At 70.1% G+C, this 21,272-nt stretch carries 17 protein-coding genes; 14 read left to right on the forward strand and 3 right to left on the reverse strand.

Translation table 11 applies throughout. From position 1 onward, the window contains the following. Nucleotides 1-18 precede the first annotated feature (18 nt). Nucleotides 19-1,047: an EAL domain-containing protein gene (locus tag E1267_RS15445; protein ID WP_132333147.1), complete on the reverse strand. Its 1,029-nt coding sequence runs from the start codon at nt 1,045-1,047 to the stop codon at nt 19-21. A gap of 120 nt (nt 1,048-1,167) precedes the next feature. On the opposite strand from E1267_RS15445, the gene E1267_RS15450 reads away from it, so the two are divergent. From E1267_RS15450 to E1267_RS15505, 12 genes are all read left to right on the forward strand, one after another. Beyond that, nucleotides 1,168-1,842 (forward strand): acVLRF1 family peptidyl-tRNA hydrolase, encoded by a 675-nt coding sequence (locus E1267_RS15450; protein ID WP_132333148.1) that lies wholly within the window; start codon nt 1,168-1,170, stop codon nt 1,840-1,842. Nucleotides 1,843-2,317: 475 nt separating this feature from the next. Further along, the gene (locus E1267_RS15455) at nt 2,318-3,340 is read left to right on the forward strand and encodes a LacI family DNA-binding transcriptional regulator (RefSeq protein ID WP_132333149.1); all 1,023 of its coding nucleotides are present in this window, start codon (nt 2,318-2,320) and stop codon (nt 3,338-3,340) included. A gap of 134 nt (nt 3,341-3,474) precedes the next feature. Next, nucleotides 3,475-4,131 (forward strand): DUF1961 family protein, encoded by a 657-nt coding sequence (locus E1267_RS15460; protein ID WP_132333150.1) that lies wholly within the window; start codon nt 3,475-3,477, stop codon nt 4,129-4,131. Between the two features lie 146 nt (nt 4,132-4,277). Beyond that, the gene (locus tag E1267_RS15465) at nt 4,278-4,883 is read left to right on the forward strand and encodes a YesL family protein (protein WP_246063907.1); all 606 of its coding nucleotides are present in this window, start codon (nt 4,278-4,280) and stop codon (nt 4,881-4,883) included. 32 nt (nt 4,884-4,915) lie between these two features. Further along, the gene (locus E1267_RS15470) at nt 4,916-6,433 is read left to right on the forward strand and encodes an extracellular solute-binding protein (protein WP_246063908.1); all 1,518 of its coding nucleotides are present in this window, start codon (nt 4,916-4,918) and stop codon (nt 6,431-6,433) included. Nucleotides 6,434-6,494: 61 nt separating this feature from the next. After that, complete coding sequence (locus E1267_RS15475; protein ID WP_132333152.1) at nt 6,495-7,472, forward strand: ABC transporter permease; 978 nt, start codon at nt 6,495-6,497, stop codon at nt 7,470-7,472. 11 nt (nt 7,473-7,483) lie between these two features. Beyond that, nucleotides 7,484-8,392, forward strand: coding sequence for a carbohydrate ABC transporter permease (locus E1267_RS15480; RefSeq protein ID WP_132333153.1), 909 nt, complete (start codon nt 7,484-7,486; stop codon nt 8,390-8,392). A gap of 34 nt (nt 8,393-8,426) precedes the next feature. Beyond that, nucleotides 8,427-11,024: an exo-rhamnogalacturonan lyase family protein gene (locus E1267_RS15485; protein ID WP_132333154.1), complete on the forward strand. Its 2,598-nt coding sequence runs from the start codon at nt 8,427-8,429 to the stop codon at nt 11,022-11,024. A gap of 111 nt (nt 11,025-11,135) precedes the next feature. Continuing rightward, entirely contained in the window at nt 11,136-12,734 is a 1,599-nt protein-coding gene (locus E1267_RS15490; protein ID WP_132333155.1) for an ABC-F family ATP-binding cassette domain-containing protein, read from the forward strand. Nucleotides 12,735-12,847: 113 nt separating this feature from the next. Continuing rightward, nucleotides 12,848-13,063: a helix-turn-helix domain-containing protein gene (locus E1267_RS15495; RefSeq protein WP_125642298.1), complete on the forward strand. Its 216-nt coding sequence runs from the start codon at nt 12,848-12,850 to the stop codon at nt 13,061-13,063. A gap of 147 nt (nt 13,064-13,210) precedes the next feature. Further along, on the forward strand, nt 13,211-14,032 hold the full coding sequence (locus tag E1267_RS15500) for an enoyl-CoA hydratase/isomerase family protein (protein WP_132333156.1): 822 nt from the start codon (nt 13,211-13,213) through the stop codon (nt 14,030-14,032). A 118-nt stretch (nt 14,033-14,150) separates the two neighbouring features. Then, complete coding sequence (locus E1267_RS15505) at nt 14,151-16,040, forward strand: ABC transporter ATP-binding protein (protein ID WP_132333157.1); 1,890 nt, start codon at nt 14,151-14,153, stop codon at nt 16,038-16,040. Here the strand turns inward: E1267_RS15505 and E1267_RS15510 are convergent. Further along, the gene (locus tag E1267_RS15510) at nt 16,009-16,896 is read right to left on the reverse strand and encodes a sulfotransferase family protein (RefSeq protein WP_132333158.1); all 888 of its coding nucleotides are present in this window, start codon (nt 16,894-16,896) and stop codon (nt 16,009-16,011) included. The genes E1267_RS15505 and E1267_RS15510 overlap by 32 nt on opposite strands. Before the next feature lie 88 nt (nt 16,897-16,984). Between E1267_RS15510 and E1267_RS15515 the strand changes: the two genes are divergently transcribed. Both E1267_RS15515 and E1267_RS15520 read left to right on the forward strand, forming a co-directional pair. Then, on the forward strand, nt 16,985-17,878 hold the full coding sequence (locus E1267_RS15515; protein WP_132333159.1) for a S66 peptidase family protein: 894 nt from the start codon (nt 16,985-16,987) through the stop codon (nt 17,876-17,878). Nucleotides 17,879-17,910: 32 nt separating this feature from the next. Beyond that, on the forward strand, nt 17,911-18,804 hold the full coding sequence (locus E1267_RS15520; protein WP_132333160.1) for a hypothetical protein: 894 nt from the start codon (nt 17,911-17,913) through the stop codon (nt 18,802-18,804). 107 nt (nt 18,805-18,911) lie between these two features. Here E1267_RS15520 and E1267_RS15525 read toward each other — a convergent pair whose 3' ends face one another. Further along, a complete protein-coding gene (locus E1267_RS15525) occupies nt 18,912-21,215 on the reverse strand; it encodes an ATP-binding cassette domain-containing protein (RefSeq protein ID WP_132333161.1) in 2,304 nt (767 codons plus the stop codon). Between the last annotated feature and the right edge of the window lie 57 nt (nt 21,216-21,272).

The raw sequence follows: 21,272 nt of genomic DNA on the forward strand, positions 1-21,272 counted from the left end.
GGGGGAGGGGGGAGGACGTCAGCCCTGGATCGCGGTGACCTGCCTGATCAGGTCGGAAATGCGGACGATGCCCAGGCAGCGGTTGAGCTCGTCGGTCACGACCAGGTCGTCGTAGACCCGGGCCGCGTCCCTGCTCGCCGCCTGCATGGCCGCGATGGCAGGGGCCGTCCGCGGGACCGTGCGCGGCGGGTCGGCCAGCCGCTGCGCCGGCTTCGCGCCGTGCAGGGCGTGCCCGTAACGGGCGGCGAACGACAGCAGGAACCGGCTGCGGTCCAGGCTGCCCTTCGGCCGCTGGAACTCATCCACCAGGATCACACTGGTGATCGTCGGCTCATGCCCGAACGCCGCCACCGCCTCCTCCGCCCGCGCCGCCTCCGGCAGCGTCACCGCAGGGATCAGCAGCTCCTGCACGCGCGGGCCGAGCATCACCGTGGCGGGCGACTCGTCGGCGACGGGCAGCGGCACGCGTACCTTGCCGTCGGGGCCGGGGGCCAGCAGGGGGCCGTGCGCGAGGCGTACGCCGAGGCCGCGCACCACCGCCACCTGTGGCTCGCGCTCGACGCCCGGAGCCAGGACGTGCGCCCCGATGCCGCGGGCCAGCGACACCACCGCCCGCGCCACCGCGGTCGCCCGGTGGTCGGCGGGGATGCGCGTGACCAGCTCGGGATCGAGCGCCAACAGGTACGGCGACGACTCGGTGACCAGGTCGAGCGCCGCGCCGCCGGTGGTGCCGACGCCCGCGAACCCGAGCAGGTAGCCGATCGTGCGCAGGCCGTCCGCCCCGGCCCTGAGCAGCGGCCGGTCCTGCTCGTGGCACGCTCCGGTGAGCAGCAGGATGGCCTCGCGCGGATGCCTGCCCGCCCTCCTGAGCGCCTCGTGGAGGGGAGCCAGCGCGCCGGCGCCCGGCAGGACCACCCGGATGGGAAGTTCGAGCACCATGGGGAGCGGGGCCGCCCGGAGGACGCCGGCCGGGTCGACGACGGCCGGATGTGCGATGACGGCCCCGGTGTCGAGATCCACGATGGGGCTGGTGAGCAGGGAGGACACGTGTACAGATGCTCCTGTAGCCGCAACCGCCGCAGAAGTCCCGCGAACCAAAATTAACCGACATTTCCGTTCGGGTTCTCGCCCGCTCCCACCGACATGGCTTCGGCTAGCCTTCCCATCATGAACGCCCGTCCGGCCAGCGGCGGCGGCCGGTGGGTGACCGTGCCGCCGGAGCGCCTGCACCCGTGGATCGACGGGTTCGCCGGTCGTCACGGGCCCTTCTCCGCCTCGGGGGACGACCGGGTGGTGCGGCTGCTCGCCGACGACGGCGCCCGGGCCGAACTGCACGTGCCCTTCCCTCCCATGACGCCTCCTGGCCCGCCCCACGTCACCCGGCTGGTCGCCCACGCGTCCGCGGAGCGGCGGGTGGGGGTGTTCCTGGTGCGGCTCGGCGGGTACGCCGCCGGTGTCTTCCACGGGTCCGGGCTGGTCGCGTCGAAAGTGGGGTCACGGCTGGTGCAGGGGCGCACGGCGGCCGGGGGATGGTCGCAGCAGCGCTTCGCCAGGCGGCGGCGCAAGCAGGCGGCCCAGGCGTTCGACGACGCGGTGGCGACGGCCGTCCGGGTCTTGTCGCCGCACCTGGGGGAGCTGGACGCGGTGGTGCTCGGCGGGGACCGGCGGGCCGTCGACGCCCTGCGGCACGACCGGCGGCTCGCGCCCCTGCTGGCCCTGGAGACCGAGCCCTTCCTGGTGGTGCCCGACCCGAAGCTGGCGGTGCTGAAGGACACCCCGGCCACGTTCCGCGCGGTCCGCGTCCGAGTGGTGGATGCTCCAGGCGGCAGCTCTCCCGGATGAGCCCCTGCGCGCCGGATCGGCGGGGTTCTCCCCATGCCGGGGATCAGGCGGACCTTCGCAGCCGCCGCATCCGGGTCTCACGGGAGGCTAAGACGATCGGGTGAAGAAGTCCTCCATGTACGCAGCAGGCGGCGTACCGGTTCTGCTTCTGGTGGACCCGATCACCGCTGTCTTCGCCGAACCCTGAGGGCTCGTGGGAAGGCACGACCGCCCCCTTTACCGGTCGCCCGCCGACCTCGGGAGACACCTGCGCCTGATGCCCGGCGCATGAAAGCCCCCGAGTCCTTACCTTGTCCGACAAGGGTTGAGTCGATTCAATTCAATCTTGATTGCCGCTATGATGGCCGGGTTCACGGTGGGCGGCGTCCGGCCGTCCCACCGGCAGGCAGCGGTTTCTGCACGGTGGCCGCGTCCGCGGACCACCTTCCCGAGTAGCGGCTCATGCACTTACAGCGGCACGGCCTCGTGAGGATCGATGGCGACCAGGAACATCAAGGAGGTCGCGCAGCTGGCGCGCGTCTCGGTGGGCACGGTGAGCAACGTGCTCAACCGCCCGGAGATCGTGTCGCCCGCCACCCGCGAACGCGTCTTCGACGCCATCAAGGAGCTGGGGTTCGTCCGCAACGAGGTGGCGCGCCACCTGCGGGTGGGCCACAGCCGCACGGTCGGGCTCGTCGTGCTCGACGTGGCCAACCCCTTCTTCGTCGACGTGGCGAGGGGCGCCGAGGCGGTGGCCGACGACCACGACACGATGGTGGTGCTGTGCAACAGCGCCGGTGACGCCGGTCGTGAGCGCCGCCACCTCGATCAGCTCGAACAGCAGCGGGTGATGGGCATCCTCATCACCCCCGTCGAGGCGGAGACGCCCTGGCCACAGGAACTGTCCGCCCGCGGGATTCCCGTGGTGCTGGTCGACAGCCCGGCCACCGGCCTGCAGTGCTCGGTGGCGGTCGACGACCGGCTGGGCGGGCAGATCGCCGGGGCGCACCTCATCGAGCGCGGGCACCGGCGGATCGCGTTCGTCGGAGGGCCAATGTCGGTCAAGCAGGTGGCCGACCGGCACGCGGGCGTGGCCGGGGCGGTGGCCGCCGCCGGCGGTGACGTCGAGCTGCTCACCGCCACCGCGCCCGCGCTGACCGTCGCCGAGGGGCGGGCCATCGGCGAGCGCATGGCGGCGCTGCCGGCCGCCGAGCGGCCCACGGCCGCCTTCTGCGCCAACGACATGATGGCGCTCGGCCTGCTCCAGGCGATGGCCACGCACGGCCTGCGGGTGCCCGACGACCTGGCCATCATCGGCTACGACGACATCGACTTCGCCGCGGCGGCCGCGGTGCCGCTGTCGTCGGTGCGGCAGCCGCGCGAGCTGCTGGGCCGCACGGCGATCGACTTACTGCTCGAAGAGGTGGCCGAGCCCGGACGGCACCGGCACCGGCAGGTCATCTTCCAGCCCGACCTGGTGGTCCGCGAGTCCAGCGCGCCCTACCGCCCCCAGCCGTGAACCGTTTCATCCAGCCGCCCGGCGCCGTGGGTCCGGGCCCGGGTGCCGGCGCGACGCCGTACCCGGCCGCGGCGGCGTACGACCCGAGGCCGGGGACGCCGCACGTACGGCGCGACTCCCGGAAGGAGCCCCCTTTGACCGAGCTCTACCGCAACGCCCTGGCCCGTCCGGAGGACCTGGCGGGTTTCCGCATGGAGGGCGACGGCGTCACGTCCTTCCCCCAGGGCCGGATGCGCCTGGAGAGTCGCAGGCCGCCGTCCGACGGCCAGGCGGCCAACGTCGTGCTCTGGTGCCCCGCGGACCTGCCCGCCGATGTGCGGATCGAGTGGGACTTCCTGCCGATCAGGGAACCCGGCCTCGCCATCATGTTCTTCCACGCCAGGGGCAGGAAGGGCGCCGACCTCTTCGACCCCGGCCTGGCCAGGCGCACCGGCCCGTACGAGCAGTACCACCACGGCGACATCGACGCCTACCACATCTCCTACTTCCGCCGCATGTGGGCGTCGGAGCGCGCCCTGCACACCTGCAACCTGCGCAAGAGCCACGGGTTCCACCTGGTCGCGCAGGGGCCGGACCCGCTGCCCGGGGTGCTCGACGCCGACGGCCCGTACGCGATGCGCATCGACGTGCGCGCCGGCGAGGTAACGTTCTCGGTCAACGATTTGGTCTCGTTCCGGTGGGTCGACGACGGCGCTGTGGGCGGGCCTGCCCTGGCAGGAGGCAAGATCGGGTTCCGGCAGATGGCTCCGCTCATCGGCGAGTACGGAAATCTGCGGATTTCGCGTCATTGACTTTGAGTCGATTCAACACTAATTTCGCAACACCACCGGGGTTCACCCTCTCGTAACGGCGGGGGAACCACGGCGCAACACTCCGCCCCCGTGTCCGCGCACACGCCGTCAGAAGGTGCTGCGGGATGAGCCATCCAGCCATGTCAATGAAGGTTCAAGCAGTCTGCTCGGAGATCTTCTGGGCGGCCAGGCTCAACCTGATGTGGATCGCCTTCACCATGCTCGGCGGCGTGCTCCTCGGGCTCGGGCCCGCCACCGTGGCCGCGTACACCGTCGCACGTCGCCACGCCCGGGGTGAATCGATTCACTGGGAAGACTTCTGGATCGTCTACCGGCGGGAGTTCGTCCGTGCCTCGCTGCTGGTCCTTCCCGTCGCGGCGCTCGCCATCGTGCTGGTCGGCAACTACCTCTACCTGTCGGCCGCCGGGCCGGGGATGGGGACGCCGCGGATCGCGACCTTCGCGGCGCTCATCGCGCTGGCCGGCGTGGGGGCGTACGTCGGCCCGCTCTACGTGCACTACGACCTTCCGCTGTGGGCCTACTGGCCCAAAGCGACACAGCTGGCACTCATGCGTCCGGCTTCGTCCGTGCTGTTGCTGCTGGTGCTCTCGTCCATCGCCTACGCGACCGCGGTGCTGCCCGTCCTGGCCCCGGTGATCGGCGTCGGCGCGTGGATCTACCTCAACACGTGGCTCTGTCAGCGCTTCTTCGAGGAGAACGAGGCGCGGCTGCATTCGAAAGGGAACTCATGAGCGCATCCCGTCGCCGGCGGCTCCTTGCCGGTGTGTTAACGCTAACGGTCGCCCTCACCGCCTCGGCCTGCTCCGGCGGTGACGCGCCCCAGTCCGACCCCGGCACGATCACCTTCATGTCGAAGTTGTTCGGCACCGCGCCAGACCCCGAGGGTGAGATGCACCAGGCGGTCGAGAAGTTCCTCGGCAAGAAACTGAGGATCACCTGGGTGCCCAACGCCGAGTACACCGAGAAGCTGAACGTCACGCTGGCCTCGGACGACCTCCCGCAGGTCATGGTCGTGGACCCGCACCTCCCGGCCTTCGTCAAGGCAGCCCAGGCCGGAGCCTTCTGGGACCTCACCGACAAACTGGACAAGTACCCGAACCTCAAGCCCGCCGACGCGCAGACGGCGCTCAACGCCTCCGTCAACGGCAGGACCTACGGCCTCTACCGGATGCGGCCGCTCCTGCGCTCGGCGGTCGTCATCCGCAAGGACTGGCTGGAGAAGGTCGGCCTCGACGAGCCCGAGACGGTCGACGACCTCTACGAGATCGCCAAGGCGTTCACCGAGAAGGACCCGGACGGCAACGGCAAGAAGGACACCTACGGGCTCGTCATCCCGAAATGGCCGGGCGACTACGCAAGCTCCAGCCCGTACGACGTGATCGAGACCTGGTTCGGCGCCCCCAACGGCTGGGGCGAGCGCAACGGCAAGATCGTGCCCGGCTTCGACACCCCCGAGTTCCTCGAGGCCAACCGGTGGCTGAAGAAGATGGTCGACGGCGGCATGGTCAACCCCGACTTCGCCACCCTCGACGCCGGCAAGTGGAACGACCCCGTCCAGCAGAACCGGGGCGGCATCATCATCGACGTCAACATCCGCTCCAGGCAGTGGCTCGACCTGTTCTTCGAGCAGGACAAGGAGACCTACGGCGACAAGGTCACCATGGTCGGCAACCTCAAGCGCTCCGACGGCGAGAAGTTCTCCTATCCGTTCACCGGCTACCTCGACTCTCTGGCCATCTCCAAGCAGAGCGTGAGGACCGAGGCGGAGCTCGACAACGTGCTGAAGACCCTCGACAAGCTGGCGACCAAGGAGGGCCAGGTCCTGCTCACCAACGGCATCGAGGGCCGCAACTTCAAGGTCGAGAACGGTGACACCGCCGCGCTGATCAACGAGGACGACCCCGAGGTCAAGACCATCCAGAACGACGTGGACGACGCCTTCATCCAGCTCAGCACCAAGGGTGACGTGTCCATCGGCGGAATCGCCTACCAGCGGGTGCCGTCGGGGGAGCCGTACCAGAAGATGCTCGCGCTCCAGAAGGAACTGGTGGAGGAGGACCTCAAGACGGCCGTGCACAACGTGGCGCTGCCCGTGATCTCGCCCACCGCCGTGGCGAAGGGCGCTCAGATCGACAAGATCGTCTCGGACGCCCGGATCAAGTATCTGTCGGGCACCTTCACCGAGGACCAGCTCAAGGCGGAGATCAAGCGCTGGTACGACAGCGGCGGCACGCAGGTGGCCGCCGAGATCAACGACCTGGTGTCCAAGCTCGGCCAGTAGACGCCGCGTCGAGAGGCCCGGGGCCCGCGCTCCCGGGCCTCTCACACGAAGGGAGGCCGCTGTGGCCACCGACCTGGCGCCGCCTCCACCGAAGGCGGCCACCGAGACGAAGAAGCGGAAGGCCGGCAAGGTGCCGCTCCGCGCGGCGCTGAGGCGCTACCGCTGGCTCTACCTGATGCTCGTTCCGGGTGTCGCCTACTTCGTGCTCTTCAAGTATCTGCCGATGTACGGCGTGACGATCGCGTTCCAGGACTTCCTGCCCTTCCTCGGCTACTCGGGCAGCCCCTGGGTCGGCTTCAAACACTTCGAGGACCTGTTCTCCGGCCCCGACTTCGGCCGGCTGATGTTCAACACGCTGTTCCTGGCGCTGCTGCACGTCGTCATCGTCTTCCCCGCGCCGATCATCGTCGCCCTGATGCTCAACGAGCTGCGCGTCAGCCTCGTCAAGCGCTCGGTCCAGTCGCTGATCTACATCCCGCACTTCCTGTCCTGGACGATCGTCGCGTCGCTGACGTACCTGCTGTTCGCGGCGGACTTCGGTGTGATCTCCGGATGGATCCGCGACGTTCTCGGTGACACCGCGAGGGTCGACTACATGGCGCAGGAGGAATGGTTCCGGCCACTGATCATTCTGCAGCAGCTGTGGAAGCAGACCGGCTGGGGGACGATCATCTACCTCGCCGCGCTGGCGGGCGTCGACCCCAACCTGTACGAGGCCGCCCGCATGGACGGCGCGGGACGCTTCCGCCAGCTCTGGCACGTCACCCTGCCCGCGATCCGCCCGACGGTCGTCGTGATGGCGATCCTCGCCTCGGGCAACCTGCTCGACTCCGGTTTCGAGCAGATCTGGCTCATGACCACCTCGCTGAACCGCTCGGTGGCCGACGTGTTCGACACCTACGTCTACTACGCCGGAATCACCCAGGGCGCCATCAGCTACTCCACCGCCGTCGGCCTGTTCAAGGGCGTGGCGGGCGTCATCCTGATCTTCGGCTCGAACTGGCTGGCCAAGCGCCTCGGCCAGCGTGGACTGTTCTGAGGAGCCCCGGCATGCCGACCATGACCGAGACCAAGGCCACGCAGCCGGTCGACAACAACAGCTCGCTCTCCGGCCGCGTGTTCGACACGCTCAACGTCGTCGTGCTCGTCGGGATGGCGTTGATCACGGTGCTGCCGCTGCTTTATGTGCTGGCCGGATCGTTCGCGGGCGAGGCGGAGATCTCCTCGCGCCCGTTCTTCCTGTGGCCGGAGAAGTTCGTCACCGAGTCGTACGCGTACATCTTCGCCACCGACACGTTCGTCCGCGCCCTGCTCACGACCGTCGTCGTGACGGCGGTCGGCACGGTGGTCCAGCTGTTGCTGACGTTCACCATGGCCTACCCGCTGGCCAAACGCTATCTCCCGGGCAGGGCGCTGGTACTGAACCTGGTGATCTTCACGATGGTCTTTTCGGGCGGCATGATCCCCACCTATCTGGTGGTGCGTGACCTGGGGCTGCTCGACAGCTATTGGGCGCTGATCCTGCCGCTGGCGATCAACCCGTTCTACCTGATCATCGTCAAGAGCTTCTTCCAGGAGCTGCCGCAGGCCCTGGAGGAGGCGGCGCGCATCGACGGCTGCAACGAGATGGGCGTGTTCTTCAAGATCGTCCTGCCGTTGTCCAAGCCGGTCATCGCCACGTTCTCGCTGTTCTACGCGGTGGCCATCTGGAACGACTACATGTCGCCGCTGCTGTACATAAGCGACCCGGACAAGTGGACGCTGCAGGTCCTCGTACGGCAGCTGACCAGCACCGACGCCGCCACCGCCCTGTCCCAGATGGACCGGACCTGGGTGCCGCCCGAGCAGGGCCTCAAGTTCGCCGTCGTCGTCATCGCGACCCTGCCGATCCTGTTCTTCTACCCGTTCCTGCAGAAACACTTCGCCAAGGGTGTACTGATCGGGTCGGTCAAGGAATGAGGCCCGGCCCCGAGCCCCGACTGAAGGAGATCACATGACCGAGCTTCGCTGGCTGGACCGTCCGGGTGAGGAAGGAACGACCTGGGGGGTCCCGTGGCCGCGCGGCGCGGTGGCGCGGGACGCGCCGTTCGCCCTGGCTGACGACGCGGGCCGCGAGGTGCCCGTGCAGAGCTGGGTGACCGCCACCTGGCCAGACGGCTCGGTCAAGTGGTCGGCCCACGCCATCGGCGCGCAGCGGGACGTCGCGCGGGCGTACCGGCTGGAACCGGGCCGCGAGCCCGCCGCGCCCGCCGCGCCCGCCGCGCCCGCTACGGCCGTGACCGTGGCACGCGAGCGCGGTGGGCTGGTCGTGAGCACGGGCGTGGTCACCTGGGAGCTCGGCGGCGGGACGGTCGCCCGGTCGATCTCACGCGGGAACCGCGAGATCGCGAGGAACGTCCGCCTGGTCAGCCTCCGGCAGGGGGAGCCCACCCCCGACGAGGGCGGCGCCGTGGCCCGCGAGCAGGGCGAGGGCGTCGTCGAGAGCGTCACCGTCGAGCAGGACGGCCCGCTGCGCGCCGTCGTGCGGCTGGAGGGCCGGCACGGTGACTGGCTGCCGTTCACCGTGCGCCTGTACTTCCACGCCGGCGCCGAACAGGTGCGGATCATGCACACCTTCGTCTGGGACGGCGATCCGGAGCGCGACTTCCTGGCCGGGCTCGGCCTGCGCGCCGACGTGGTCATGCGCGATCAGCTCCACGACCGGCACGTACGGCTGGCCGGGGCGGAGGGTTTCCTCACCGAGGCGGTACGCGGTCTGACCGGCCTGCGCCGCGACCCGGGTGAGCACGTACGCCGGGCGCAGGTCGAGGGCAGGCCGGCCGGGGAGATCGCCCCCGAGGTGGCGAGCCGGCTGCACCTCATCCCCGCCTGGAACGACTACACGCTCGACCAGGGCTCGGCCGACGGCTTCACGCTGCGCAAACGCACCGCGGACGGCCACGCATGGGTGACGATCCCCTCGGGGACGCGCTCGGGCGGCTACGGCTACGTCGGTGGCGTCAGTGGCGGCCTCGGCTTCGGGCTGCGCGACTTCTGGCGCCTGCACCCCACCCGCCTCGACGTCAGGAACGCCGCCACCGGCATGGCCACGGCGACCGTCTGGTTGTGGTCGCCGTCCGCGCCGGCCATGGACCTGCGCTTCTACCACGACGGCATGGGCCAGGACACGTTCGCCGAGCAGCTCGAAGGGCTGGAGATCACGTATGAGGACTACGAGCCGGGCTTCGGCGACGCCCACGGCGTGGCGCGTACGCACGAGCTGACCCTGCGCGCCTGCGACGCCACGCCCTCCGCCGCGGACCTGGCCGCGCACGCCGCCGCGCTGGACCGGCCGGGACTGCTGGCCGTGGCGCCCGAGCGGGCGCGCGAGGCAGGCGTGTTCGGGGTCTGGGGGCTGCCCGACCGCTCCACGCCGGCGCGCGCCCTGATCGAGGACCGCCTGGACTTCCTGTTCGACCTGTACGTGATGGAGCGCGAGCAGCGCAGGTGGTACGGGTTCTGGGACTACGGCGACGTCATGCACACCTACGACCCCGACCGGCACACCTGGCGTTACGACGTGGGCGGCTACGCGTGGGACAACTCGGAGCTGTCGCCCGACCTGTGGTTGTGGCTGCAGTATCTGCGTACGGGACGCGCCGACGTCTTCCGGTTCGCCGAGGCCATGACCCGGCACACGGGCGAGGTCGACGTCTACCATCTCGGCAGGTGGAAGGGCCTGGGCAGCCGGCACAACGTGCAGCACTGGGGCTGCAGCTGCAAACAGCTGCGCATCTCCAACGCCGCCTATCGCCGCTTCTACTACTACCTGACGGCCGACGAGCGCACCGGCGACCTCATGGACGAGCTGAGCACGCCGGAGGAGACGTTCCTGGTGATCGACCCGACGCGCAAGGTACGCGAGGACGTCTACACACCCGATCCGGCGGCGCTGTCGGTCGGCCTGGGCACGGACTGGGGCTCGCTGGCGGCGGCGTGGCTGGCCCGGTGGGAGCGGCACGGCGACGAGCGGGCCAGGGACCGGCTGCTGGGCACGATGGCCGACATCGGCGCGATGCCGCGCCGGTTCCTGTCCGGCGAGGGCCGGCTGAACCTCGGGACGGGCCGCTTCGACACCTCGCGGGACCAGATCTCCGTCTCCCACCTGTCGTCGCTGTTCGGGCTGCCGGAGATCTGCGCGGAGCTCATCGCGCTCGACCTCGGCGTCCCGGGTTTCGAGGAGGCGTGGCTGGAGTACTGCCGCCTCTATCTCGCCACCCCCGGGCAGCAGGAGGCGGAGGTGGGCCGGCCGCTGCGCGGGATCTCGCTGATCCAGGCGCACAGCAGGCTCACCGCGTACGCCGCGGCCCGCACCGGCGACGACGAGCTGGCCGCGTGGGCGTGGCGCAAGTTCCGGCTCGGCGAGGGGGACCAGCTCAACCGCAATCCGCTGCAGCACGAGGAGAAGTGGGAGCTGACGACGGTCGACGGCCCTGAGGTGCCCTCGCCGGTGCGTGAGGCGCCGTTCGTGTCCACCAACAGCGCGGCGCAGTACGGCCTGGCCGCGATCTGCAACCTGGCCCTGATCGGGGAGCACCTGGCGGACGGTTAACCAGGGGTGGGGCCCCTGCGGGGGCTCTACACTGATCGGTATGCATACTCCCGATTGATCGGCGTCGCACGCCCCAACCCTCGTTTCCTAGCTCGGGAGTGTTCCGCCACCATGATCATCGCCAGCGATATCGAGCTGCGCGCGGGCGCGCGCCTGCTCATCGAGAAAGCCACGTTCCGGGTCAATCCCGGCGACAAGATCGGGCTCGTCGGCCGCAACGGCGCGGGCAAGACGACCCTGACCAGGGTGCTGGCGGGCGAGGGGTTGCCCGCGTCCGGCACCGTCACCAGGTCCGGCAGTGTCGGCTACCTGCCGCAGGACCCGCGCACCGGCGACCTGCAGGTGCTGGCCCGCGACCGCATCCTGTCGGCGCGCGGGCTCGACCAGGTGCTGCGCGAGCTGCGTGCGGCCGAGCTCGGCATGTCCTCCGCCGACGACCGCACGCGCGAGCGGGCGGTGAAGCGGTACGGCCGCCTTGAGGACCAGATGCACGTGCTCGGCGGCTACGCGGCCGAGTCGGAGGCCGCCTCCATCGCCTCCAGCCTCGGCCTGCCGGACAGGGTGCTCACCCAGCCGTTGCAAACGCTTTCCGGGGGTCAGCGCAGGCGCGTCGAATTGGCGAGAATTCTTTTCAGCGGAGCGGAAACTCTCCTTCTCGACGAGCCGACAAACCACCTAGATGCGGACTCAATCGGGTGGCTTCGTGATTTTTTGCGATCCCATCAAGGCGGCTTGGTGATCATCAGCCACGACGTCGGCCTTCTTGAAGCGACGGTCAACAAGGTCCTGCACCTTGACGCCAACCGCTCGGTGATCGACCACTACAACGTGGGCTGGAAGGCCTACCTCGCCCAGCGCGAGACCGACGAAAAGCGCAGGAAGCGCGAGCGCGCCAACGCCGAGAAGCAGGCGGGCGCGCTGCTGGCGCAGGCCGACAAGATGCGCGCCAAGGCCACCAAGGCCAAGGCCGCCCAGGACATGATGCGGCGCGCGCACCGGTTGCTCGCGGGCACGGAGGAGGAGCGCCAGAGCGACAAGGTGGCCAAGCTGCGGTTCCCCGAGCCGCAGCCGTGCGGGCGCACCCCGCTCATGGCCGAGGGCCTGTCGAAGTCGTACGGCTCGCTCGAGGTCTTCACCGACGTCAACGTGGCCATCGACCGCGGTCACCGCGTCGTCATCCTCGGCCTCAACGGCGCGGGCAAGACCACGCTGCTGCGCCTGCTCGGCGGCGTGGAAAAGCCCGACACCGGTGAGATCAGGCCCGGTCACGGCCTCAAGATCGGTTATTACGCCCAGGAGCACGAGACCCTCGACAACGACCGCACGCTCCTGGAGAACATGCGCTCGGCCGGTGGCCAGTTCACCGACACCGAGTTGCGCAAGGTGCTCGGCTCGTTCCTGTTCTCCGGAGACGACGCCGACAAGCCTGCCGGGGTGCTCTCCGGCGGCGAGAAGACTCGGCTCGCGCTGGCCATCCTGGTGCTTTCGAGCGCCAATGTCCTGCTTCTCGACGAGCCCACGAACAACCTCGACCCGGTCAGCCGCGAGCAGGTTCTCAACGCTCTAAGGTCGTATTCAGGGGCAATCGTCCTAGTCACGCATGACGAGGGTGCCGTTGACGCCCTGTCACCGGATAGGGTGATCTTGCTACCTGACGGAACTGAAGACGCATGGAGCGACGAATTTTCCGATCTTGTGGCACTTGCCTGATCTTAATTTGAGTGGGTACGGATCTTTTCCCGTGGAGTAGGTAGCCGATCCCGCTGAAATGACTGATCATGGCGGAGTAACGCTGCGGAAGTCCGGCACTACAGGAGGTACTCGTGGCCGAGACACTGAAGAAGGGCACCCGGGTCACCGGGGCCGACCGGGAAAAACTGGCCGGCGATCTCAAGAAGCGCTATGCCCAGGGCGAGAGCATCCGCGCCCTGGCCGCTTCCACCGGCCGGTCCTACGGGTTCATCCACCGCATCCTTAGCGAGTCCGGCGTGACTCTGCGCGGGCGCGGCGGGGCGACCCGGGGCAAGTCCAAGCGCTGACGGCCGCCTCGGAACGTGCGACCGCAGCCGCTCGTCCCTTGACAGCCGACGTCGCGCCCGGGCCAGAACGACATTCTGTAGGCTCGGGCGCGACGGTCAGCACTCTGCAGCGCACCCCGTGCGCGGCCGGGACACGAGGAGCGGGCGATGGCGGAAGCGCAGGCGCAACAGCGCGGGGGGTATGCGGAGGACGTCTCAGCCGGGCAGCCGGCCCAAGGCGGGCTCCGATTCGAGGTGGACGGTGAGATAGCGACGATCACGCTGGACCGGCCGGAAAAGCGCAACGCCATGACGTTCGCGACATGGTCGGCACTGGCTGGCATCGGCGAGAACCTGCCCGAGCAGGTGCGCGTCGTCGTCGTGAAAGGTGAGGGACCGTCCTTCTCGGCAGGAATCGACCTGCGAATGTTCACACCGGAGGGGGTGCCCGGACAGGGCTCTTTCAGTTCGGCGGCCGCTGCTGACGCCGCCACCTTCGAGCAGCGCCTGCAGCAGGCTCAGGCGGGATACCTGTGGCTGCGCCGCCCGGAGATCGTCTCCATCGCCGCCGTGCGGGGGCACGCGATCGGCGCTGGGTTTCAGTTGGCGCTCGCCTGCGACCTGCGGATCGTCGCCGACGACGTCGCGTTCTGCATGAAGGAGGCCGCGCTGGGCCTCGTGCCCGACCTGACCGGCACCAAGCCCCTGGTCGAGCTGGTCGGCCTGGCCAAGGCGAAGGACCTGTGCCTGACGGCCAGGGTGGTGCACGCGGACGAGGCCGTGCGGATCGGCCTCGCGGAAAAGGTGGTCCCGGGGAGCGACCTCGACCAGGCGGTAGAAGACAAGATCGCGCAGCTGCTCGCCGTCAACCGTGACGCGGCCGCCGCGACCAAGCGGCTTCTCCAGAGGGCGCAGGGCCGTTCCCTGGAGGAGCAGTGCGCGGCCGAGGGAGCCGAGCAGGCCGCCCGGCTCAAGGCCCTGTTCGGCTGATCAGGGGCCGCGTGGGCAGGGGGTTCTCGCGGACGGACCAGGGCTCTCGATTTCGCGGTGAGCTGAGTCGGGAATCCTCGTGCGCCATGGTGGCGCTGAGCCCGGGGGAGGACCCCGAATGGCGATGATGGGCGGGGGCTTCGGCCCCGGTGTGATGGCGTCCCTGCGGCGCGACGAATCGGTGACCAGGCAGCGGCTGCGGCCCGGCGTCGTGCGGCGCATCGCGCGCTACGCCAGGCCGTACACCCGGCAGATCGTGGCGTTCCTCGGGCTCGTCGTGCTGGGCGCGGTGATCGTGATCGCCAACCCGCTGCTGATGAAGGCGATCATCGACGACGGCATCCTGCCCAAGCGGCCGGGCATCGTGGTCGGGCTGGCCGTGGCCATCGCCGTGCTGGCCCTGGTCGACGCCGGGCTGACGCTGGTGCAGCGGTGGTTCTCCGCGCGCGTCGGCGAGGGCCTGATCTTCGACCTGCGTACCGAGGTGTTCGGCCACGTGCAGCGCATGCCGGTGGCGTTCTTCATGCGGGCGCAGACCGGCGCGCTGGTCAGCAGGCTCAACACCGACGTGATCGGCGCCCAGCGGGCGCTGACGAGCACGCTGTCGTCCGTGGTCTCCAACGTCGTCAGCCTGGTCCTGGTGCTTGGCGCCATGCTCGCCCTGTCGTGGCAGGTCACCCTGGTCGCGCTGGTGCTGCTGCCGATCTTCATCGTCCCCGCCAAGTTCGTGGGCCGCCGCATGTCGGCGCTGACCCGGGAGCAGATGCAGCTCGACGCCGAGATGAGCTCGGTGACCACCGAGCGGTTCAACGTGGCGGGCGCGACGGTCGCCAAGCTCTACGGCCGGCCGGAGGACGACGCCGAGGTGTTCGGCAGCCGCGCCGCCAGGGTCCGCGACGTGGGCGTGACCGTCGGCATGTACGGCACCGTGTTCAGGGTCGCGCTCGGGCTCGTGGCCGCGCTGGCCACCGCCCTCGTCTACGGCATCGGCGGCGTGCTGTCCGTCTCGGACGTCTTCGAGCTGGGCACGCTGGTGGCCCTGGCCGCCCTGCTGATGCGCCTGTACGGCCCCCTGACGTCGCTGTCCAACGTGCACGTGGACGTGATGACGGCCCTGGTGAGCTTCGACCGGGTCTTCGAGGTCCTCGACCTCGAACCCATGGTGGCGCAGCGCCCCGGCGCCGTGCCGGTGCCCGAGGGCCCGGTGACGATCGAGTTCGACGACGTGCGCTTCCGCTACCCCTCCGCCGAGGAGGTCTCCCTCGCCTCGCTGGAGTCGGTCGCCCGGCAGGACACCGGGCCGTCCCAGCCGGTGCTGAAGGGGGTGTCGTTCCGGGCCGGGCCCGGGCAGCTGATCGCCCTCGTCGGCCACTCGGGCGCCGGGAAGACGACGATGACCTCGCTGGTCTCCCGTCTCTACGACGTCGACGAGGGCGCGGTCAGGATCAACGGGCTCGACGTGCGCGACGCCACCCTCGACTCCCTGCGCGACACCGTGGGGGTGGTCATGCAGGACGCTCATCTCTTCCATGACACGATCGCGGCCAACCTCCGCTATGCCAGGCCGGAGGCCGGGGACGAGGAGATCTGGGAGGCTCTCAGGGCCGCGCAGATAGGTGACCTCGTGGAGGGCCTGCCCGACGGGCTGGAGACCGTGGTGGGCGATCGCGGCTACCGGCTGTCCGGCGGCGAGAAGCAGCGCCTCGCGCTGGCCAGGCTGCTGCTCAAGGCACCGCGCGTGGTGGTGCTCGACGAGGCCACCGCCCACCTCGACTCCGAGTCGGAGGCGGCGGTGCAGGTGGCGCTGAAGACCGCGCTGGAGGGCCGCACGTCGCTGGTCATCGCGCACCGGCTGTCGACGATCAGGGAGGCCGACGAGATCCTGGTCGTCCACGACGGCCGCATCGCCGAACGCGGCAGGCACGACGAGCTGCTGGCGCGCGACGGGCTCTACGCCGAGCTCTACCGCACCCAGTTCACTTCTTCCTCAGGTAGCCCAGCCGCTTGAGCTCCTCGCGGGCGACCTTCTCCACCAGCTTCACGTCGTCGCGGGTGAGCCGGGACCTCCAGGCGCCCGGCATGGGGACGGCGGGGTCGTACAGGACGACCTTGGACACCCGCGTCTGCAGGAACTCCGTGAGCGTGGCCACCGACTGCGGCGGTCTGAGCACCAGGTCCTCGTAGCGCAGCGTCAGGAGCCGCTCCTCGGGCAGGGTCCTGCGCAGTTCGGCGCTGACCCGCACGGCGCTGCGCCAGCGCAGCGCGCTCTTGCCCGAGTCGGGCATCTCACGCCAGCGGTCGAGGTGCTCGTCCTTGCTGATGCCGAAGAACGCGTTGGGGAACTCGGTCTGGCCCGTCACCATCGCCGGCTTGAACCAGGTCAGGCACGCCGGGTCGGCCAGCATGCCGGCCACGGCGTCCCTGCCGTCGCGGATGAGCTGCACGAACCGGGCGTCAGGGAACGCCTGGAGCAGCACGGGCACGCTGTAGAGCAGGTCGGGGCTGCCGTCGCCGAACCGGGTGACGTCGCCGGCGTTCACGCAGGGGCCCGCGCCGGTGACGCCGCCCGCGTCCCTGCACGGCTCGGCGCACTGGCCGCACGATCGGGGCAGCACCTGCCACGCCTCGGCGAGGGCGTCGCGCATGACGCGCACGGCGCCGGACGTGGCGGCGAGCGACGGCTTGCGGGCGAAGGCGTACACCACGTGCGCCAGGCTCGCGCGGCCCATCGTCACGTGGAAGCCAGGGGATCGTTTCAGGGCGCGGGCGAGCAGATCCGTGCCGGAATGCGGGGCTCCGAGCAGGAAGACCGGCCGGCGGACCTTGATGCCGTTGACCACGAGGATGTGGGGCGGAAGTCGCATACGACAGGTAAGTGTGGCACCGTTTGGCACGTGAACGAGCCAGCGCCGCATCGGTGCTCACCGAAGCAGGCATGTAAGGAGTTGATCAATGCAGGCTGGTGACACCGTCGCGATCGTCTCGCCGTCGGGCCCGCCCAACGCCGTGATGCTGAGGCGCGGCGTCGAGCGTCTGGAGGGGCTCGGGCTGAAGGTGGTGATCGGCGCGCACGCGCTCGACCGCCAGGGGCTCGACTACCTCGCGGGCAGCGACGCGGCCAGGGCCGCCGACCTGCAGGCGGCCTGGTGCGACCCGGCCGTCTCCGCGGTGTTCTGCTGCCGGGGCGGCTACGGCGCCGCGCGGCTGCTCGACCGCCTCGACTGGAACGCCATGCGCGCGGCGGGCCGCAAGGTCCTGGTCGGGTCGAGCGACATCACGGCGCTGCACAACGCGTTCGCCATCGAGCTGGGCGTGCCCACGCTGCACGGGCCGATGCCCGCCTCCAAAATCATGGCCGACGAGAAGCCGCCGGAGCCGCGGAGCTGGGAGAGCCTGCAGTCGGCGCTGTTCGGCCCCACAGGCGTCGTGCACGGCGACCGGGTGCTGGTGCCGGGGCGGGCCGAGGGCGTGCTGTCCGGCGGTAACCTGTCGCTGCTCGCCTCCATGTGCGGCACCCGGTGGCAGCCGTCGTTCCGGGGCCGGATCGCCTTCCTGGAGGACGTGACGGAGGAGCCCTACCGGATCGACCGCATGCTGACGCAGTTGCTGCAGGCGGGGGTGTTCGACGGGGTACGGGGCATCGCGCTCGGCTCGTGGGTCGACTGCGGCGATCCCTACCCCGTGCTGCTCGACCGTCTGGGGCCGCTCGGGGTGCCGGTGGTGGCGGGGTTGCCGGTGGGACACGGGTCGCCACAGATGAGCGTGTGGCTGGGAGCGCTTGGTGTTATCGATACCGAATCGTGCTCCCTCGCTGGTCGGATCGGCGATGGGGAGCAGGCAAGGTAGGAGGGACGAAACCGACAGAAGGGACACGGCGCGTGAATTTGTTCGGGCGTGACCGCGAGCCCTCACGCCGGCCGGTCGAGGACGTCGACCTCGACTCCTTGCTCGCGCTCGTCGCGGAGTCGCTCGGCTACTCCTTCGAGTTCGCGCGCGACGGAGGCTCCGTGAGGCTGACGAGCGTCACCGGCTCCGGCACCGGCGCGGGCGAGCCGCTCGTCGTCCGGCTCACCGGGTTGCGGCGCGAGGCCGCGCGCAGAGCCAGGGAAGACTGGCCGATGCTGGTCTCCGAGCACCTCGCCCACGCCGTCGCCACCGTCGGCGACCGGCTCGACGTGTGCGACCTGGAGCAGGCCAAGCCGCTCATGCGCACCCGGGTCGAGTCCGTCGACGAGGTGAGCGACCTGACCCGCGTGGTGGGCCGCCACCTCAACGCCGACCTCGTGGAGCTGCTCACCGTCGGCACACGGGCCGTGCGCCCCGAGGAGGCGGGCTGCTGGCCCGTCCCGCCGGCGCGGGCCCTCGACCTCGCCGTGGCCAATGTACGCCGCGACGAGCGGCTGCTGGTCGAGCGGATCGAGTTGTCGGGCACCCCGGTGACCCGCCTGACCGCGGCCACCCCCGCAGCCGCCACGCATCTGCGCTGGCTCGGCTCCTACCTGCCCGTGCCCGCCGACGGGGCGCTCGTGGTGCTGCCCGACCCCTACACCCTGCTCCTCCATCCGGTCGACGGGATCGGCGTCGTGCGGGCCATCGAGCGGCTGCGGGTGCACGCGGCCCAGACCGACGGGCTCAGCTCACAGGTCTACTGGTGGCACCGGGGAGCGCTGACGCTCATCAAGGCCGACATCGTGCTGCAGAGCGGCCACGCCCGGCTCGTCGTGGCGCCGCCGCCGGAGTTCGCCGAGGTCCTGGCCCGGCTGGCCGTCTGACCCCTGACCCCGAGGGCCTGCTCGCCGCTCCCACCGCGATCCAGCGGACGTGACGGAGCCGCTCGCGCGGCGCCGCCACCTCGCCGGGCCTTCCCGTCGTCATGCTGCTACGACCGGTCCACGTAGTCGCGCAGGTGGAGCGCGGTCAGTGAGGAACCGGTGGCGACCAGCTCACCGGGGGTGCCGGAGAACACGACCCGGCCGCCGTCGTGTCCGGCTCCCGGCCCCAGGTCGATGATCCAGTCGGCGTGGGCCATGACGGCCTGGTGGTGCTCGATCACGATGACCGTGTTGCCGTCGTCCACCAGCCGGTCGAGCAGGGCCAGGAGCTGGTCCACGTCCGCCAGGTGCAGCCCTGTCGTGGGCTCGTCCAGCACGTACGTGGTGCCGTTCTTCGCCATGTTGATGGCCAGCTTGAGCCGCTGCCGCTCGCCGCCCGACAGCGTGGTCAGCGGCTGGCCGAGCCCGACGTAGCCGAGGCCGACCGAGGTCAGCCGGTCGAGGATCGTACGGGCCTGGCCGGTGGTGAAGAAGTCGCGGGCCTCGGCCACCGGCATGGCGAGCACCTCGCTGATGTTCTTGCCCCGCAGCGTGTACGTCAGCACCTCGGGCGTGAACCGTTTGCCCTCGCACTCCTCGCACACCGACGCCACCTCGGCCATCACCGCCAGGTCGGTGTAGATGAGCCCGATGCCCTTGCACTTCGGGCAGGCGCCCGCCGAGTTGGCGCTGAACAGGCCCGGCTTGACGCCGTTGGCCTTGGCGAACGCCGCCCGGATCGGGTCGAGCACCCCGGTGTACGTCGCCGGGTTGCTCCTGCGCGAGCCGCGGATCGGCGACTGGTCGGCCACCACCACGCCGTCGCGGCCCGCGACGTAGCCGTGGATCAGCGAGCTCTTGCCCGACCCGGCCACGCCGGTGACCACGGTCAGCACGCCCAGCGGGACGTCCACGCTCACGTCGCGCAAGTTGTGCAGGGTGGCGTTCCTGATCGGCAGGTTCCCGGACGGCTCGCGGACCTTCTCGCGCAGGCGCACCCGGTGGTCGAGGTAGCGGCCGGTCAGCGTGCCGGAGGTGCGCAGCCCGCCGAGGTCGCCGGCGTAGCAGAGCTGCCCGCCGGCCGCGCCGGCGCCTGGGCCGAGGTCGACGACGTGGTCGGCGATGGCGATGGTCTCCGGCTTGTGCTCGACGACCAGCACCGTGTTGCCCTTGTCACGCAGCTGGAGCAGCAGGGTGTTCATGCGCTGGATGTCGTGCGGGTGCAGGCCGGCCGTCGGCTCGTCGAAGACGTAGGTGACGTCGGTCAGGCTGGAGTTGAGGTGGCGCACCATCTTGACGCGCTGCGCCTCTCCGCCCGACAGCGTGGACGACTCGCGGTCGAGGCTGAGATAGCCGAGGCCGATCCCGACCAGAGAGTCGAGCGTGGAGAGCAGGCCGTCCAGCACCGGGCCGACGGCCTCGTGTGTGATGCTGCGGACGAAGGCGGCCAGGTCGTCGATCTGCATGGCCGAGCAGTCGGCGATGCTCCTGCCGTCGACCAGGCTGGAGCGGGCGGCCTCGTTCAGCCGGGTGCCCGCGCAGGAGGGACAGCGGATCAGCCTGACCGCCCGGTCGGCGAACGCCCGCGCCGACGGCTGCATCGACTCGCGGTCCTTGGCGAGGTAGGCGCGCCTGATCCGGGGGACGAGGCCCTCGTACGTGAAGTTGCTGGAGCCGTACTTGAGCTTGGTGGGCGGCTTGTGGAGGAGGTCCTCCCACTGCTCGGGGGTGAAGTCCTTCAGCCTGACGGCGGGGTCGAACAGGCCCGAGCCGGCCACGACCTGCCACGGCCAGCTGTCGACCGCGTAGCCGGGGACCTTGATGGCGCCGTCGTTCAACGACAGCTCCCGGTCGACCAGCTCGTCCACGTCGATGTCGGAGGCCTTGCCCAGCCCCTCGCACCCGGGGCACATGCCCTCGGCCGTGTTGAAGCTGAAAGCGCCGGCCGGGCCGGCGGGCGGCTCGCCGAGGCGGCTGAAAACGATGCGCAGCATGGTGTGCGCGTCGGTGGCCGTGCCTACGGTGGAGCGGGCGTTGGCGCCCATGCGCTCCTGGTCGACGATGATCGCCGCGCTCAGGTTGTGCAGCGCGTCGACGTCAGGGCGGGCCAGGCTCGGCATGAAGGCCTGGATGAACGCGGTGTAGGTCTCGTCGATCAGCCGGCGGGACTCCGCGGCGATCGTGTCGAAGACGAGCGAGGACTTGCCGGAGCCGGACACTCCGGTGAAGACGGTGAGACGCCGCTTGGGGATGTCGAGGGAGACGCCCTTGAGGTTGTTCTCCCTGGCGCCGCGGACCTGGATGCGGTCGTGGCTGTCAGCGGCGGTGTGGTCGTGGTGCTGGACGGCGCTTGCCTGCTGGCTGGAGAGCACGGAACCCTTCCGTCGTCGGCCGACTGTTTATGATGTAAGGGGATAGCCGGGACAGCT

The organism is Nonomuraea longispora (genome assembly GCF_004348345.1).
In the GTDB taxonomy this organism is placed as follows: domain Bacteria; phylum Actinomycetota; class Actinomycetes; order Streptosporangiales; family Streptosporangiaceae; genus Nonomuraea; species Nonomuraea longispora.